The organism is Bradyrhizobium sp. 138 (assembly GCF_023074075.1).
GTDB lineage: Bacteria > Pseudomonadota > Alphaproteobacteria > Rhizobiales > Xanthobacteraceae > Bradyrhizobium.
This window is the reverse complement of the sequence record NZ_JADPKT010000074.1, coordinates 1-16,734: the sequence shown is the minus strand read 5'-3', so window position 1 is coordinate 16,734 and position 16,734 is coordinate 1. Positions and strand designations below refer to the sequence as shown.

The following is a 16,734-nucleotide window of genomic DNA, read 5'->3' as shown; positions in this document are numbered from 1 at the left end:
ACCGTAGCTGGCGTACGCCGGCCGCACGCAACGGCTTCGATGCCGCGCATCGCGAGCCAACGCGGCCCGCCGAGTTGACGGCTCGCATCGATCGCACCACGCCTCACATCACCACGACCTTGGTGCCGACATTGACGCGGCCGTAGAGGTCGATGACGTCCTCGTTGCGCATGCGGATGCAGCCGGAGGAGACGTTGGTACCGATGGTCCAGGGCTCGTTGGAGCCGTGAATGCGGTACAGCGTCGAGCCGAGATACATCGCGCGGGCGCCGAGCGGGTTCTCCGGACCGCCTTCCATGTGCCGGGGCAAATCAGGCCGGCGCGCGAGCATTTCGGCCGGCGGCGTCCAGGCCGGCCATTCGCGCTTGGCCGTGATCGACTTCACGCCGGACCAGGTGAAGCCGGGACGACCGACACCGATGCCGTAGCGCATCGCCCGGCCGTTGCCCTCGACGAGATAGAGGAATTTGTTCGGTGTATCGACCACGATCGTGCCGGCACTTTCCTTGCCGCTATAGTCAACAGATTGCTTTTCGAACCTCGGATCGAACGGACGCTGCCGCGGATCGACCGCGTCCTGCTGGAGCGCGCTCTGCTGATATCCGCCCTGCACCTGCGGCTCCCCCATCGGCGGCAGGCGGCGCTGATCGTAGTAGGCCGGCTGCTGCTGATACACCGGCCGCTCGGGCGCGTAAGCCGGGCCGCGGCCGGGGCCGTCTCCGAACAGGAATTCGATGAAGCCGCCGCCCATGTTCGAATTGGATGCGACGCGCACCGGCGCCGGCGGCACCTGCGGCTGGTAGAGCACCGCGGGCGGATCGTTCGGCACACTATTCTCGAACGCGCTGGCGTCGTTCGCGCCGGCAAAGAAGGTGCAAGCGCTGCCGAGCAGCGCGACAGACATTTTCTTGAACATCGACGTACTCTGTACTGTTTCGTCTAGATCACATGCGCCGTGGAGAGCTGAGGTCCGCGCCCCTCGGGCGTGGTCAATAAAAAGCAAAAGCCGTTTTGTTTGGTAAACGTATCGGGGGTTTGGATTCACCACGTCGTCAAGCGAGGGGCAATTTGGCGATCAGCGTTTATTTTCGATGAACGCGACGCGGCCATGGTTAATCGCTTCTTTGCGCTCCGTCGCGCGACGCCGCGCAACAGTTCCTGCTGTGAACTTCGTGTTAAATCGCTTCTGATTACAAAGACGCGTGAGTGAGGTGGGGGGAGTATCTTGATGGCTGTTCACCGCAAACGTTTTCGCGTCGAGGATATCGCTGGTGGCGAGATGCCGATTTTGGACGTAACCGAAGAGGCAATCCCGATGCATAGCGAGATCATGGCCGAGCTACGTGCGATCCGCGCCCAGATGGCCAAGGGCAGCGTGCCCCTGTCGGGCAGCGCAGCCATGGCGGCGATCGACGCCTCCACCGCCCACGAGCTCTCCGAGGCGCGTACCATGCTCGAAACCTATCGGGCCCAGATCGAGCAGTGCGAGAAGTTGAAGGTCGAGCTCGACCTGATCCACGACGCCATCGACCGCACCAAGCGCGAGATCGCGACGCTGCACGGAAAGAGCTTTGACGGCGGCGAAATGGCCAAGGTCAATGGCGAGCTCGGCGCGGTCGTCGGCGGCACCGAGCAGGCGACCCAGCAGATTCTCGAAGCCGCAGAATCGATCGACCAGGCCGCCAGCGCGATGTCCAAGGTGGACTCGATCGACCAGCAGAAGCGGCTCGCCGACGACATCCAGGAACGCGTCATCTCGATCTTCGAGGCCTGCAACTTCCAGGACCTGACCGGCCAACGTATCAGCAAGGTCATGGGCACGATGAAGTTCATCGAGCAGCACATCAATGCGATGATGGAGATCTGGGGCGGCGTCGACGCGATCAAGTCCCACGTGCCGGCGCAGGTCGATAACCGCACCGAGGAGGAAAAGCTTCTCAACGGTCCGAAGCTCGCCGGCGACGTCGGTCATGCCTCGCAGGACGACATCGACGCGCTGTTCGACTGAGCGCGGATTGCAAAAAAAGCAAAACGCCGGCCTTGAGGCCGGCGTTTTTGTTTGCCCCTCATTGCGAGCATAGCGAAGCAACCCAAAGTGCCTCCGCGGAGACACTCTGGATTGCTTCGTCGCCAGCGCAAAATTGCTTCGCAATTTTGTCGCGGGCTCCTCGCAATGACGAGTTGTTAGGCCGCGACCTCGCCTACGCCCGCGGCGCGCAGCGGACGTAGACCATGTTGCCGTAGCGGGTGGCGGCGTCCTTGTCGATGAAGCGGGTGATCAGGACGCGGCCGTCGAAGGAGATGATTTCGCGGTCCTGCTCGCTGGGGGTCGGGCCCGCCGGTCCGATGTAGTTCTTGCCGCTCGGCGAGCCCTTCAGCCGCAGCTCCTGGGGCGTGGCCTGGTCTGCCAGATGCATGATCACGCCGCCGGAGGAGCCGGCGGTGATCACGTAGGGATTCTTGCACTGGGCCCGCGCGGCGGCCTCGGTGCGGGCGCGGTCGGCCGGGTTCTGGAACGAGGCGAGACCCCAGCGGCCCACGATCTCGTCGGCGCGAATGGTCGCAGGCATTTCCGGGCCGGCGCCGGGCTCGGCTTCGGGCGGCGGCGCGGACGACGTGAGAGACGGCAGGCTGAAGCCGCCGCCGCAAGCGCCCAGCAGCAACGCCAGACAACAGGCGGCCGCCAGATTGGCAACCGTGCGCGCGTGAGCTGAACTGATCATGGCATTCCCCCGAACAAGACCATGGCCGCACCCCTCCCGCAGCCAAGCGCAAAACCGCTGCCGGAGCAATGACGTCCTTTACGCCGGCGCCCCGAACGAGTTTTCAATGCCACCATCCTATATCCGCCTCAACAATCGCTTAACCACCTTTGCTTGACAGGATCGCGGCCAAGCCATATTTCCGGGCCCACTATTAGCACTCGGAAAGCCCGATTGCTAAGCGCGCCGTTCGATCCTCGGGATGGGGGGTGGACGGAAGCGCCGCCCAACCCACTTCCACTACTTCCGAAGCGAGCCTCCAAAGGGAAACGTCATGGCTAAATCCAAATTTCGTCCGCTGCATGACCGTGTCGTGGTCAAACGTATCGACGCCGAGGAAAAGACCAAGGGCGGCATCATCATTCCGGACACCGCCAAGGAAAAGCCGTCCCAGGGCGAAATCGTCGCCGTCGGCCCCGGTGGCCGCGACGAGGCCGGCAAGCTGATCCCGATCGACCTCAAGGTCGGCGACCGCGTGCTGTTCGGCAAGTGGTCGGGCACCGAGGTCAAGATCGACAACGAAGATCTCCTGATCATGAAGGAGTCGGACATCATGGGCGTTCTGGCCTAAGGCCATCCTCCTGAACAGCCGCTGAATGTGATGCCCGGATCGTGCGATCCGGGCATCCATCATTCCGCCGTACAGCACGAAACAAGACACAGCACGAAACACGAGGGATTGCAGACATGGCTGCCAAAGACGTCAAGTTTTCCGGAGACGCGCGCGATCGCATGCTGCGCGGCGTCGATATTCTCGCCAATGCCGTCAAGGTGACGCTCGGCCCGAAGGGCCGCAACGTCGTCATCGAGAAGTCGTTCGGCGCGCCCCGCATCACCAAGGACGGCGTCACCGTCGCCAAGGAGATCGAGCTCGAGGACAAGTTCGAGAACATGGGCGCGCAGATGCTGCGTGAAGTCGCCTCCAAGACCAACGACACCGCCGGCGACGGCACCACCACCGCGACCGTGCTGGCCCAGGCCATCGTGCGCGAAGGCGCCAAGGCGGTTGCCGCCGGCATGAACCCGATGGACCTCAAGCGCGGCATCGACAGCGCGGTGGCGGCCGTCGTCAAGGACATCGAGAAGCGCGCCAAGCCGGTCGCCGCCTCCTCCGAGGTCGCCCAGGTCGGCACCATCTCGGCCAACGGCGATGCCGCCATCGGCAAGATGATCGCCCAGGCGATGCAGAAGGTCGGCAACGAGGGCGTCATCACCGTCGAAGAGAACAAGTCGCTCGACACCGAAGTCGACATCGTCGAGGGCATGAAGTTCGACCGCGGCTATCTCAGCCCCTACTTCGTCACCAACCCCGAGAAGATGACCGCCGAGCTCGAGGACGCCTACATCCTCCTGCACGAGAAAAAGCTCTCGGGCCTGCAGGCCATGCTGCCGGTGCTGGAAGCGGTGGTGCAGTCGGGCAAGCCGCTCGTCATCATCGCGGAGGACGTCGAGGGCGAGGCGCTGGCCACCCTGGTCGTCAACCGTCTGCGCGGCGGCCTCAAGGTTGCCGCCGTCAAGGCGCCGGGCTTCGGCGATCGCCGCAAGGCCATGCTCGAGGATCTCGCGATCCTGACCGGCGGCCAGCTCATCTCCGAAGACCTCGGCATGAAGCTCGAGAACGTCACGGTGAAGATGCTGGGCCGCGCCGGCAAGGTCGTGATCGACAAGGAGAACACCACGATCGTCAAGGGCGCCGGCAAGAAGCCGGAGATCGAGGCCCGCGTCGGCCAGATCAAGGCCCAGATCGAGGAGACCACCTCGGACTACGACCGTGAGAAGCTCCAGGAGCGCCTCGCCAAGCTCGCAGGCGGCGTCGCGGTGATCCGCGTCGGTGGCGCGACCGAGATCGAGGTCAAGGAGAAGAAGGACCGCGTGGAGGACGCGCTCAACGCCACCCGCGCCGCGGTGCAGGAAGGCATCGTCCCCGGCGGCGGCGTCGCGCTGCTCCGCGCCAAGAAGGCCGTGGGCCGCCTCACCAACGCCAATGCCGACGTCCAGGCCGGCATCAACATCGTGCTGAAGGCGCTGGAAGCCCCGATCCGCCAGATCTCCGAGAACGCCGGCGTGGAAGGCTCGATCGTCGTCGGCAAGATCCTGGAGAACAAGTCCGAGACCTTCGGCTTCGACGCCCAGACCGAGGACTATGTCGACATGGTCGAGAAGGGCATCATCGATCCCGCCAAGGTGGTGCGCACGGCGCTCCAGGACGCCTCCTCCGTGGCCGGCCTGCTGGTCACCACCGAGGCCATGGTCGCCGAGATGCCGAAGAAGGAAGCCCCGCCCGCCATGCCCGCCGGCGGCGGCATGGGCGGCTTCTAAGCCGATCCTTTCATTACAATGTTGCGAAGGCCGCCTCCGGGCGGCCTTCTTTTTTGCAGACCCTGCCTTCAGCTTTCCGATTCAACCGACGGCCAAAACCCACTACGGTGGCGCGCCGATTCTTGATCAGGGATTTCCGCGATGCGTGCGCTTCTGGTTTGTCCGACAGTCGTTTTGGCTGCCCTGCTTGCGGTTGCACCCGAATTTGCCTCCGCCCAGATGAAACTGTCACCCAAGGCCACGGCCCCCGGGGGCGTGGAGACGCGCTATTTCACCTCGATCGACGGGTTGATGGACGGCAATGCCGACGTGATCCTCAAGGAGACGCGCCAGGGCAAGACGGTCACGGCGGCGGTGCTCGACGTCTGCTATCCCGTCGCAAAGAATTCCGACCGCAAGGATCGCTTCGTCGTCAATCTCCAGGTCGCCGGCCAGACCCTGACCGGCACCACGCAGAGTATCAGCGAGAAGGCGCCGGTCAGCATCAAGCTGCTGCGCAAGCAGGCCGGCGATAGCTTCGAGTTCCGCGGTCAGATCAGCATCGGCCAGGCGGTGACTGAGGTCACCTCGCCGGACAATTCCGATCTCAGCGAAAAGGAATTCTTGGACAACCAGACCTCCGACGACGGCATCACGCCGCAGCCGAAGGATTTCACCGACGTCTCGCCGGAGGCGATCGCGGTCAAGGTCAAGCTCGATGCGGCGACCGACTTCCTGAAGAGCCTGAAGGGCCAGGACGTCGAGGTGACGCTGGCGAGCCTCACTGTCGGCTGCGATGCGCTGCGCGCAGGCGAGCAGACCATCAACATGTCGGTCGACCCCGAGCGCGCCGGCGCGCTGCTGGCGAAATTCAAGGCGATGCCCGGCGTCACCGCCGCAGGCTGGACCGCCGGCATGACCGAGATGGACCGCACCATCCGCTTCGCCGCGGCCGACTGGCGCGAGGGCGACAAGATCAACCGCAACAAGCTCGCGGCCACTGTTGCGAACGTTCTGAGCCGGACACTCGCGGCAAAGCCCGTGTCACAAAGCTTCAACCCCGCCACCGGCAAGCTGAAGCTGGTGTTCAAGCGGCCAAACCGGGATTTTCCTGCGCTCGAGCTGACCGACACGATCGAGGTCGCAGGGCTGGTCTCGCCCGACAAGCCCGGCACGACCGACAAGCTCATGCTCTGGATCGGCAGCCCCGCGACGACGACCGCCGACGAGAGTAGCGGCGCCAAGCTCAATCTCTCCGACGACGCCTCGGTCGACGAGGAAGGCGAACAGCCCGACGACAACGGTTCGGTCGAGGCGCTCACCAAGGAGCTGAAGGGCCAGCGCTGGGATGCCGACAAGTCGGTGTGGAAGTGACCCGCTGAACGATCGCGCCCCGGACAAGGTGCAGCACGTCAGTGGTGCGCCGCAGAGCCGGCGCTCAGAGGCCACCTGCGAATTTGCCGATGGAAGCTGGGTCCCGGCTCTGCGCGGCAACGCTACGCGTTGCAGCGCGTCCGGGACACCCAGGGAGCGTCAATTCCCTGTCGTCCTGAAGCGCAGCGGCTTGGGGCCGATCAGCGTCAGCACGTCACCCTGGCGTTTCCAGGTCTCGACACTGCTGAGCGCTGCGACGAGTTCGTCGTCGGCCTGCGCTCTTGCCGGCGGACAGGAACGGTCCTGAATCTGGCCGGGGACGAAGATCACGGTGTTGCCGGCGACCGAGAACTGGCCCTTGCCGCCCTTGCACCACAGCTCCAGCACGACCTCGCCATGGTCGCCGATCTCGATGTTCGGAATCCGCTTGGAGCCTGCTTGCGGCAACGCTTCCAGCGTCATCTCGGTGCCGAAGGGAAAACCGTCCTCGGCACACGCGAGCGTGGACATCGCGAGCATTGCAACCGCCGCACCCACTAACTGCTTGAGCGAAACCATGGAGCCTCTCGACCGACCTGATTTGCCGCACCTTCTATAAGATGGCGGCGCCGTTGAGAAGGTTCGCCGACATCAAACGCAAAATCCCCGCGGGGGCGAACCTCGCGGGGATTTGCATCTAACCCTGGCGGCGACTGCTACTTCAGCACAAGCGCCGTGAACGGCCAGACATAGGCCTGCAACGTCACGAGCACGCCGACGAGACAGGCCAGCACGATCGAGTGCCAGAACACGAAGCGCAGGATCGTGCCCTCGTGGCCGTACCAGTTGGTGGCCGTGGAGGCGACCACGATCGACTGCGCGTCGATCATCTTTGCCCATCACGCCGCCGGACGAGTTCGCCGCGAATGCAGCGGTTCCCGTCCGCTCACAAGCTCGCGAAATCCGGGAGCACCCCACCCCGCGCGGTCGAGCCCATGCTAGGGTTGCAAGCTGCGACAAGCCAACGCAAATTGCAGAACCTGCGACTTTAGCCTAAGCGCACCCATTTCCGCCATGGCCTCAAGCCCTTGGCTCCGGGCGGTTGTGCACATCCCCCTAGGAGACCCTGCTCTGTGAAGAACATCAGCGCCACGCTCGCGATCGTCTGGCGAATCGCCGCTCCCTATTTCTGGTCGGAGGACAAATGGGTCGGCCGCGGCCTGCTCGCCGTCGTCGTCGCGATGGAGCTGGTGCTGGTCGCGATCAATGTGCTCCTCAATCAATGGCAGAACCGGTTCTACAGCGCGCTGCAGGCCTACGATCTCCCCGAGTTCGTCAAGGAGGTCTGGATCTTCCTTGGCCTTGCCTTCACCTTCGTCGCACTGGCCGTCTACAAGCTCTATCTGAACCAGTGGCTCCAGATCCGCTGGCGGCAATGGCTGACGCGCCATTATCTCGGCGAATGGCTCGACGGCGCCACGCATTACCGCATGCAGCTCAAGGGCGACGCCGCCGACAATCCGGACCAGCGTGTCACCGAGGACGTCAAGAACTTCGTCGAACAAACGCTGACCATCGGCCTTGGCCTCTTGTCCTCGGTCGTGACGCTGGCCTCGTTCGTCGTCATCCTCTGGGGCCTGTCCTACAAGGCACCCTTGTACATTTACGGCACCGATATCCTCATCCCCGGTTTTCTGGTCTGGTGCGCGCTGGTCTACGCGATTGCAGGTACCGCGTTGACGCACTGGATCGGCGCCCCGCTCATCAATCTCAATTTCGAGCAGCAGCGCTTTGAGGCCGACTTCCGCTTCAACCTGATCCGCGTGCGCGAAAATTCCGAGCAGATCGCCCTTTTGCAGGGTGAGAACGCGGAGCGAGGGCATCTGCTGCGGCGCTTCGGCTTCGTCATCGGCAATTGGTACGAGATCATGAGCCGGACCAAGCGCCTGACCGCCTTCACGGCAAGCTATGGTCAGGCCGCAACGATCTTTCCCTATGTGGTGGTGGCGCCGGCCTACTTCGCCAAGCGCATCCAGCTCGGCGACATGATGCAGACCGGCTCGGCGTTCGGCAGCGTGCAGGACGCGCTGTCCTTCTTCGTCACCGCCTATCGCTCGCTGGCCGAGTGGCGCGCGGTGATTGCCCGCCTCGATGGCTTCGAGATGTCGGTCAGCTCCGCCGCCCGCGGCGCGGCGCAGGAGCCGACCATCGACGTCGCGCCGTCGAACGGCAAGGCCATCGCGCTCGAGCAATTGCTGGTCAGACTGCCGAACGGCGCACCTCTGGTCGCAGCCGATGCCTTCACGATCCAGCCGTCGGAGCGGGTGCTGGTGACCGGCGCGTCCGGCTCCGGCAAATCGACATTGTTCCGGGCCATCGCCGGCATCTGGCCGTTCGGCACCGGCACGATCGCCATTCCCGAGAAGGCGAAGCTGATGATGCTGCCACAGCGGCCGTATTTCCCGATCGGCCCGCTTGGCGACGCCGTCATCTACCCTGCCGGACACGGTTCCATCCCGGCCGAGAAGATTCGGGACGCGCTGATTGCGGTCGGCATGCCGCGCCTGGCCGACCGTCTCGACGAAGACGGACATTGGAACCGGACACTGTCGCTCGGCGAACAGCAACGCCTTGGGCTCGCTCGTGCCCTGCTGCACGTGCCGGACTATCTCTTCCTCGACGAGGCGACGGCCTCGCTGGACGAGCCGTCCGAGGACCGGCTCTATCGGCTGCTGACGGAGAGGCTGCCACAGGCCACCATCGTCTCGATCGGCCACCGCTCGACGCTGGACGCCTTCCATACCCGCAAGGTGTCGTTGGTGGAGGACGGCGAGATCCACGTCCTCGGCAAAACCGGCGAGCCGGCCCGGGCGGAGCCGACCCCGGCGCGCTGAGACGCAACCCACTACCGCATGAAAAGCCATGTGGCGGCGTCCTTGCCGTCCCTGGAACGGTTGCCCGCTCCCTTCGCGCGTCGTCATTGCAAGGAGCTCTTGCAATCCAGACTGCCTCCAGAGATGCACTTCTGGATTGCTTCGCTACGCTCGCAATGACGGCATGTAAGCCCAAAGGTAAAAGGGCGGCAGATCACTCTGCCGCCCTCGCCAAATGACTTGGTGAAGTCGTCTCGGGGAGAAACTTACTTCAGGTTGCTCATCGCCGTCAGGTCGAACGAGAGCTTGGCGACGCCGGCCGCGCTGCACCAGTTGGAGCCGAAGCCGCCGGGGTTGATGGCGGTGAAGCTGCCGTCGAACTTCGCGGTGTGGTCGCTGGTGAAAGCGTTGCAATCGCCCTTCTTCAGGTCGGTGTCGTAGTAGCGCAGATCGAGCGTGAACACCTTGTAGGTGAAGCCGACGCCGACGTTCCAGGTGTTGTAGCTCGGCTCCTTGATGCCGTTCGCGTACACCGGATCGCCTGCGATGCCGTAGAAGATGTCGGAGGTGCCGAGCCACTGGCGGCCGAACTCACCCGACACATACATGCCGACGCCGCTGGCACCGAAGGTCGTGCTCGGCGCGGTCCACTTGGCAGTGATCGAGGCGTAGTTGCCCCAGGCGCCGAGGTTCAGGAAGTTCGGCGAATAGTACTCGTTGAAGCCGACCGTCCACTGGTCGTTGATGGCGATGTTCAGCTTGGCATAGGCTTCGAAGAAGCTCGCGTCCTTCTTGGCGAAGTTGCCGTTGATGGGAAGGCCGATGGCGCCCTGCGAGTAGTCGATGTCGCCACCGCAATTGCCCTGCGCGAGGGTGCCCTGCGAACCGAAGCAGCTTCCACCCGGATAGAGGTAACCCCAGACACCGAAGTCGAAGGCGAACATGCCGAAGGTCGGGCGGATACCGCCGTAGATGTCGACCTCGGCCGCCGCGCGGTTCGGGAACGAGATGCTCGAGGCGGACGTACCGACGTAGAGCTGGAGGTCCTTGTTGACGTTATAGCGCGGCTCGAAATAGGCCGTGACCGACGGCTTGTGGTTCGACTGCGTGATACCGCGGAAGATGTAGTCGCTCATGATGCCCGCGCCGAAGGCGATATCCCAGGGATCGAAGGCCGGCGGCGGCGGGGCCTTCAGCGCTTTGACCCGCATGTCTGCCGCGAAAGCCGAACCCGTCGTCACCATTGCCAGCGCCGTTGCCAACAAAGCCACTTTTTTCATTTCGATCCCCATCACCAGTTCTTACCCAGTCGGATCCCGGAAGCCCCCCGGGGCGAACGACCTGCGTGCAAAATTGCGTTACTGCGACAATCTGGAGTGGGGGGCGCGAACCGTGAAGCAAAAAGCGCGGGCATCTGCCGACTTTTTAGGCGTTTTGACGATTCCACGAAAGGTTGTCAGCCTGTGTGTCTTCTCGATCACATTATTTGCATTCCAAAGTGCACGGAGGGGACCGTGCAAGCACGGGAAGGCGGGGCGCGTGGCAGCCGGGTTACGAATCAGACTGGCGCGGGAAAGGGACGGCTTCCGGCGGTCCTTGTGGCGATGCAAAAAGGCCGCAGCGTCACCGCAGCGGCCTTCCTGTTGTCGAGCGCAGTCGCTGGACAGGACCTAGCTTTGCCCCTCGGCCGGTGCCGCTTCCGCAGAAGACGAAGGCATCGCCCAACTTGTCTCGGCCGCCGGCTCGGGAGCCGGAGTTGCCGCCGGCGCTGACGGCTTCGGCGCGGGAGCTGCCTTCGCCTTCTTCGGTGCCGCTTTCTTCGCGGCCTTCTTCGGTGCAGCCTTCTTGGCCGTGGCCTTCACAGCCTTCTTGGCGGCCTTTTTCGGGGCGGCCTTTTTCGAAGCCTTCTTGGCAGACTTCTTGGCCGATTTTTTCGCAGACTTCTTCGCGGACTTCTTGGCTGCCTTCTTGGCGGATTTCTTCGCCGCTACAGCCTTCTTCGCCTTTTTGGCCTTCTTGCTTTTCTTCTTTTTCGCTTTCGCCATCGTGGTCCTCCTGTTGCCGCCAAACAATGGTCGATCGGGCGACTTCAGCCGTCACCTCCGGACGAAAGCTCAGCCTTTGAAAGCTCAACCTTGCGTATTCAATGCCGGCCGCGACCCGCCCGTAGCCCAATCGAGAAGCTCAATCGTGTGTACGACCGGAACTGACGTGCCACTGGCAATCTGCACCATGCAGCCGATATTGCCCGCGGCAATCATGTCCGGCTTGACGCTCGCGATGTTGGCGACCTTGCGATCGCGCAATCGGCTCGCAAGCTCGGGCTGGAGAATGTTGTAGGTCCCCGCCGAACCGCAACACAAATGGCTCTCCGGTACATCTTTCACCACGAATCCATTCTTGGAAAGCAATTCTTTCGGAAGGCCCGTGATTTTCTGCCCATGCTGCAACGAACATGCTGAGTGATAGGCAACGACGATGTTGTCCTGCCGCGCGGTCGGTTCGAGTCCGAGGCCGGCGACATATTCGGTGATGTCCTTGGCGAGCGCCGACACCTTCGCCGCGTCGGCGGCGAACGCAGCATCCTCGCGCAGGAGATAGCCATAATCCTTGATCACTGTGCCGCAGCCGGACGCGGTCACCAGGATGGCGTCGAGCCCCTCGCCGGCCGCTTCCGCACCCCACGCCGCGATATTGGCCCGGGCCCGCGCCAATGCATCCTGGTCGTTGCCGAGGTGATGGGTCAGGGCGCCGCAGCACTGCTCGTCCCGGACCAGGACAACCTCGATGCCGTGGCGGGTGAGAAGACTGATGGCAGCCTGGTTGATGCGCGGCGCCAGCACTTGCTGCGCGCAGCCTTGCAGCAGCGCGACCCGGCCGCGCTTCTTGCCCAGCGCCGCGAACACGCTGCCGCCGGCGGGGCCCGGCGATGGCAGCCGGTGTGGGGCCAGCGCCAGCATCGCCTTGAGGCGCTGGATCAGGCCCGGCGTGGCCGAGGGACGAGGCGTCGGCAGGAACACGGCAAGCGGGCGGGCCAACCCGGCCAGCCACATGCTCACGCGAAAACGCCGCGGGTCCGGCAGCACGAAGGCCAGCACCTGGCGCAGCAGGCGCTCAGTGAGCGGCCGCTGATAGCGCTGCTCGATCCTGACCCGGGCCTGGTCGACGAGATGCATGTAGTTCACCCCGGAGGGGCAGGTCGTCATGCAGGCCAGGCACGACAGGCAGCGGTCGATATGCTTGACCACCTCGGCCGTCGGTGCCTGGTCTTTCTCCAGCATCTCCTTGATCAGATAGATGCGGCCGCGCGGGCTATCGAGCTCGTCGCCGAGCAGCACATAGGTCGGACAGGTTGCGGTGCAGAAGCCGCAATGGACGCAGGCGCGCAGGATCTTGTCGGCTTCCGCGATATCGGGATCGGCGAGCTGCGCCAGTGAGAATTCGGTCTTCATGGCCCAGCGCCCCGCCTCAAGCGTCCCCGGTTGAGAATGCTCTTTGGATCGAAACCGGCGCGCACCCGCTCGCTCAGTGCAACTATACCCGGTGCTTGCGGGTGGAAGACGTCGACATCCCGCCTGACATCCTCGGCGGCCCGGATCAGCGTGGCATGCCCTCCGGCCGCGTTCGCACGCGCGCGCACGGCCGGGGCATGCGCGTCCGGTCTCGGCGGTAGTGCCGCCCAGATCAGGCCGCCACCCCAATCGTAGATCACATCGCCCCCGGTCTCGCGCGCCAATTGCGCGCCGAGCGTGGCGCCCGAGGCCGGCGGGCAGACGATGCGCCAGACCGGCCAGGCGCCCAGCGCGCCGCCGGCCGCGAACGGGAGCACGTCGCGGATCGTGGCCCACAGCGCCGCGGACGCCACGTCCTCGGCCAGCGTTGTGGTTCCGAACGGCGCCAGCAAGTCGCGCAACGATCCGGCGCGGTGGGCGGCGGAAGCCGTGATGCCCTCGAGCCTCAGCACGGTCAGCGCCTCGCCCTCCCCTCCGAGATCGCCAAGCCCCTCGATCCTGGCCCGGAACGCCGATTTCGGCAGATGCGCCGCACCGGAGACGTCGAAGGGCGAGCCGAGCGCCGCGGTCATGGCCTTGTTGGCGACGGCGTCATCGAGCCCGCGCAGCAGCAGCGTCCGCTCGGCCTCCGGCTTGGGCATCACCTTCAGCGTGACCTCGGTCATGACAGACAGCGTACCCCAGGACCCCGCGAGCAGCTTGCAGAGGTCGTAGCCGGTGACGTTCTTCACCACCTTGCCGCCGGTCTTGAAGCTGTCGCCGAAACCGGAGACGGCATGCGCCCCGAGCAGATGGTCGCGTGCGCCGCCCGCCCTGATCCGGCGCGGACCGGTGAGCCCGGCCGCGACCATGCCGCCGATGGTGCCGAGCGCGGGCGTGCCGAGCAGCGGCGCTGTGTCCATCGGCTCGAAGGCGAATTGCTGGTTCTTGGCATCGATCAGCGACAGCACGTCGTTAAGCGGCGCACCGGCCTGCAGCGTGATGATCAGCTCGTTCGGCTCGTAGGAGGTGACGGCATTGAGTGCGGAGAGGTCGAGCACGGCATTGGTGGCCATGGCATGGCCGATGCCGCGCTTACTGCCATGACCGATGATCTCGATCGGCTGCTCATTGGCAATCGCCGCGCGCACCACCTCTTCGACGTCTTTAGCGTCTCTGACCTTAAGCGTATCCACGACTGAGCCGGTATCGAAGTTTACAACGGAAAGCAAATTTGGCGCATCGCAGTGAAGGCACAGCGACCGACGCTAGAACCGCGGGATGTCCAGGAACGCGAGCTTGCCCGCATGAACGTGCATGCGGCCGAGCTCGGCGCAGCGGTGCAGGGTCGGAAATACCTTTCCGGGATTGAGCAGGCCCTGCGCGTCGAAGGCGCATTTGAGCCGCTGCTGCTGGTTGAGGTCGATCTCGCTGAACATATCAGGCATGAGGTCGCGCTTCTCGATGCCGACGCCGTGCTCGCCGGTGAGCACGCCGCCGAACTCGACGCAGGCGCGCAGGATGTCGGCGCCGAAGGCCTCGGCGCGCTCGATCTCGCCGGGCTTGTTGGCATCGTAGAGGATCAAGGGGTGCAGATTGCCGTCGCCGGCGTGGAACACGTTGGCGCAGCCGAGCTGGTATTTTTCGCCGAGCTCACGGATGCGCGCCAGCGCCTTCGGCAGCGCGCCGCGGGGAATGGTGCCGTCCATGCAGAGATAGTCCGGGGAGATGCGCCCCACCGCCGGAAACGCCGCCTTGCGGCCGGCCCAGAACAGATTGCGCTCGGCCTCCGAGGTCGAGATCTGGCACGTGGTCGAGCCGCAGCCATTGGCGATGGCCTCGACGCGCGTGATCAGCTCGTCGACCTCGATCTTGGGACCGTCGAGTTCGATGATGAGCAGCGCCTCCACATCGAGCGGATAGCCGGCGTGGACGAAGGCCTCCGCGGCGTGGATCGCCGGCTTGTCCATCATCTCCATGCCGCCGGGAATGATGCCGGCTCCGATGATGCGCGCCACGCATTCGCCGGCGGCCTCGACTTGCGCGAATCCGACCATCAGCGCACGCGCCGTCTCCGGCTTTTGCAGGATGCGGACCGTGACCTCGGTGATGACGCCAAGCAGGCCTTCTGAACCGGTGATGACGCCCATGAGGTCATAGCCTGCGTTCTCGGCGGACTTGCCGCCGATGCGCAGGATTTCGCCGCTCATCAGCACGATCTCGCAACCGAGCACGTTGTTGGTGGTCATGCCGTATTTGAGGCAGTGCACGCCGCCGGAATTTTCCGCGACATTGCCGCCGATCGAGCAGGCGATCTGGGAGGACGGATCGGGCGCATAGTAGAAGCCGGCATGGGCGACCGCCTGGCTGATGGCGAGATTGGTGACGCCGGGCTCGGTGACGACGACGCGATTGTCGAAATCGATCTCGCGGATGCGCTTGAACTTGCCGAGCCCGAGCAGCACGCCGTCTTCGAGCGGCAGTGCCCCGCCCGACAGCGATGTGCCGGAGCCGCGCGGCACCACCTTGATGCCTTGCCCGGCACAATATTTCAGGATGAGCGAGACCTGCTCGGTCGTATCGGGCAGCACCACGACCATTGGCGGCTGCCGATAGGCGGTCAGGCCATCGGATTCATAGGCCCGCATCTCGGCAGGCGTATCGATCACGCCCTCGCCGGGCACGATTGCACGCAACGCAGCAACGATTTCCGCGCGCCGCGCGAGCACGGCCTGGTCGCTCGCAGGCATCATAATGGCCATGATTTATCCTTCCGGCTCACGCCGCACGATCGATTTTGTCTCGGCAAATCAATCACGTCCGCGCCTGTTTGGGTAGGCTATCCGAAAGTCGGATCGACGATCTCAAGCGAGTTCGCTCTGGGACAAGTAGGAAACCATGAAACCTGTCATGGTTTGGTGGCTTGTCCAAGCCGAGCAGGCCTGCCAAAACCGGCAGGTCGGGCGATTGCGACCAGGCAAGAGACTGACCAGACCCACCAGGGAAGAGACGAAGAGCACCCGATGACAAAACTGACTTTTGGCGCACTGACGATCCTCACACTGATTGCCACCGCACCCGCCGCGATGGCGCAGGATGTCGCAGCCGGCAAGACATCGTTCAACAAATGCCTGGCCTGCCACGCGATCGGCGAAGGCGCCAAGAACAAGGTCGGTCCCGTGCTCAACGGCCTCAACGGCCGCAAGTCGGGCACGGTTGAGGGCTATAGCTACTCGGACGCGAACAAGAATTCCGGCATCACCTGGGACGAGGCTGTATTCAAGGAATACATCAAGGACCCCAAGGCCAAGATCCCCGGCACCAAGATGGCGTTCGCCGGCATCAAGAACGAGACCGAGATCAACAATCTCTGGGCCTTCATCTCCCAGTACGACAAGGACGGGAAGACCAAGCAGTAAGCGCGCATCAAGCCGCCGCTGCGGCTTCGGTTTCTGATCGAGTCGGAACCGAAGCTGCAGCTTTTTGTTTTGCGCTGCAATGCTCCCGTGCACATCCCCAAGTGCAGTGCCGTAGGGTGGGCAAAGGCGCGCTCTTCGCGCGCCGTGCCCACCAAACGCAAATGTGGAGAGAGATCGTGGGCACGGCGCAAGAGCGCCTTTGCCCACCCTACGATGCCTGAGCTTGTGACACGCAGTTTGACTCACAGACACGCCTTCGCAGCCTCGCGGCTTGAATCACCCGAGCTTTGCTTGGTCGCTCCACCCTCTTGAGCCAAGAGGGCGCAGGGAAGGCCGGGTGCTGACCTCGCACCCGCGGTCCGCTGCGCGAAAATGCGCACGCAGGAAGAACCGCACAGCAGCATACAGGTGGTGCCGATCACTCGGCCTTCCCTGCGCGATGGTCGGACGGCTTATGCCGTGCTCTCCCGGGAGCCGAACTTTCCTTCTGGCCTCCCTCGCCCCGCGAATTGGTGATGCAGTCCGCCCGGTTGGGCTC

The 16,734-nt window shown here is 64.1% G+C and carries 14 protein-coding genes and 1 pseudogene; 6 read left to right on the top strand and 9 right to left on the bottom strand.

Annotated features, from left to right (window positions below):
- Window positions 1-103: 103 nt before the first annotated feature.
- Window positions 104-916: a L,D-transpeptidase gene (locus tag IVA79_RS26095; protein WP_247558339.1), complete on the bottom strand. Its 813-nt coding sequence runs from the start codon at window positions 914-916 to the stop codon at window positions 104-106.
- A gap of 312 nt (window positions 917-1,228) precedes the next feature.
- Between IVA79_RS26095 and IVA79_RS26090 the strand changes: the two genes are divergently transcribed.
- Window positions 1,229-2,008, top strand: coding sequence for a protein phosphatase CheZ (locus IVA79_RS26090; RefSeq protein WP_247558337.1), 780 nt, complete (start codon window positions 1,229-1,231; stop codon window positions 2,006-2,008).
- A 193-nt stretch (window positions 2,009-2,201) separates the two neighbouring features.
- Here IVA79_RS26090 and IVA79_RS26085 read toward each other — a convergent pair whose 3' ends face one another.
- On the bottom strand, window positions 2,202-2,723 hold the full coding sequence (locus IVA79_RS26085; protein ID WP_247558335.1) for a hypothetical protein: 522 nt from the start codon (window positions 2,721-2,723) through the stop codon (window positions 2,202-2,204).
- A gap of 313 nt (window positions 2,724-3,036) precedes the next feature.
- On the opposite strand from IVA79_RS26085, the gene IVA79_RS26080 reads away from it, so the two are divergent.
- From IVA79_RS26080 to IVA79_RS26070, 3 genes are all read left to right on the top strand, one after another.
- On the top strand, window positions 3,037-3,333 hold the full coding sequence (locus tag IVA79_RS26080) for a co-chaperone GroES (RefSeq protein ID WP_027525027.1): 297 nt from the start codon (window positions 3,037-3,039) through the stop codon (window positions 3,331-3,333).
- A 116-nt stretch (window positions 3,334-3,449) separates the two neighbouring features.
- Complete coding sequence (gene groL, locus IVA79_RS26075; RefSeq protein ID WP_247558333.1) at window positions 3,450-5,081, top strand: chaperonin GroEL; 1,632 nt, start codon at window positions 3,450-3,452, stop codon at window positions 5,079-5,081.
- 141 nt (window positions 5,082-5,222) lie between these two features.
- Window positions 5,223-6,434, top strand: coding sequence for a hypothetical protein (locus IVA79_RS26070; protein WP_247558331.1), 1,212 nt, complete (start codon window positions 5,223-5,225; stop codon window positions 6,432-6,434).
- 159 nt (window positions 6,435-6,593) lie between these two features.
- On the opposite strand, the gene IVA79_RS26065 is transcribed toward IVA79_RS26070, so the two are convergent.
- Both IVA79_RS26065 and IVA79_RS26060 read right to left on the bottom strand, forming a co-directional pair.
- Window positions 6,594-6,992, bottom strand: coding sequence for an META domain-containing protein (locus IVA79_RS26065; protein ID WP_247558329.1), 399 nt, complete (start codon window positions 6,990-6,992; stop codon window positions 6,594-6,596).
- A 137-nt stretch (window positions 6,993-7,129) separates the two neighbouring features.
- Window positions 7,130-7,337 (bottom strand): annotated as a pseudogene (locus IVA79_RS26060) (L-lactate permease); the annotation flags it as partial.
- Between the two features lie 209 nt (window positions 7,338-7,546).
- On the opposite strand from IVA79_RS26060, the gene IVA79_RS26055 reads away from it, so the two are divergent.
- Entirely contained in the window at window positions 7,547-9,307 is a 1,761-nt protein-coding gene (locus IVA79_RS26055) for an ABC transporter ATP-binding protein/permease (RefSeq protein WP_247558327.1), read from the top strand.
- A 245-nt stretch (window positions 9,308-9,552) separates the two neighbouring features.
- On the opposite strand, the gene IVA79_RS26050 is transcribed toward IVA79_RS26055, so the two are convergent.
- From IVA79_RS26050 to IVA79_RS26030, 5 genes are all read right to left on the bottom strand, one after another.
- Window positions 9,553-10,566 carry a TorF family putative porin gene (locus IVA79_RS26050; RefSeq protein ID WP_247558325.1) on the bottom strand — a complete coding sequence of 338 codons (1,014 nt, stop codon included), beginning with the start codon at window positions 10,564-10,566 and terminating at the stop codon, window positions 9,553-9,555.
- Between the two features lie 390 nt (window positions 10,567-10,956).
- A complete protein-coding gene (locus IVA79_RS26045) occupies window positions 10,957-11,331 on the bottom strand; it encodes a histone (RefSeq protein WP_247558668.1) in 375 nt (124 codons plus the stop codon).
- A gap of 84 nt (window positions 11,332-11,415) precedes the next feature.
- Window positions 11,416-12,738, bottom strand: a complete 1,323-nt coding sequence (gene glcF, locus IVA79_RS26040; RefSeq protein WP_247558321.1) for a glycolate oxidase subunit GlcF — start codon at window positions 12,736-12,738, stop codon at window positions 11,416-11,418.
- Window positions 12,735-13,973, bottom strand: coding sequence for an FAD-binding protein (locus IVA79_RS26035; protein WP_247558319.1), 1,239 nt, complete (start codon window positions 13,971-13,973; stop codon window positions 12,735-12,737). Before IVA79_RS26035 ends, glcF begins: the two co-directional genes overlap by 4 nt.
- 72 nt (window positions 13,974-14,045) lie before the next feature.
- Entirely contained in the window at window positions 14,046-15,539 is a 1,494-nt protein-coding gene (locus IVA79_RS26030; protein ID WP_247558317.1) for an FAD-linked oxidase C-terminal domain-containing protein, read from the bottom strand.
- A gap of 261 nt (window positions 15,540-15,800) precedes the next feature.
- Between IVA79_RS26030 and cycA the strand changes: the two genes are divergently transcribed.
- Window positions 15,801-16,196 carry a cytochrome c-550 CycA gene (cycA, locus tag IVA79_RS26025; RefSeq protein ID WP_247558314.1) on the top strand — a complete coding sequence of 132 codons (396 nt, stop codon included), beginning with the start codon at window positions 15,801-15,803 and terminating at the stop codon, window positions 16,194-16,196.
- The last annotated feature ends 538 nt before the right edge of the window (window positions 16,197-16,734 follow it).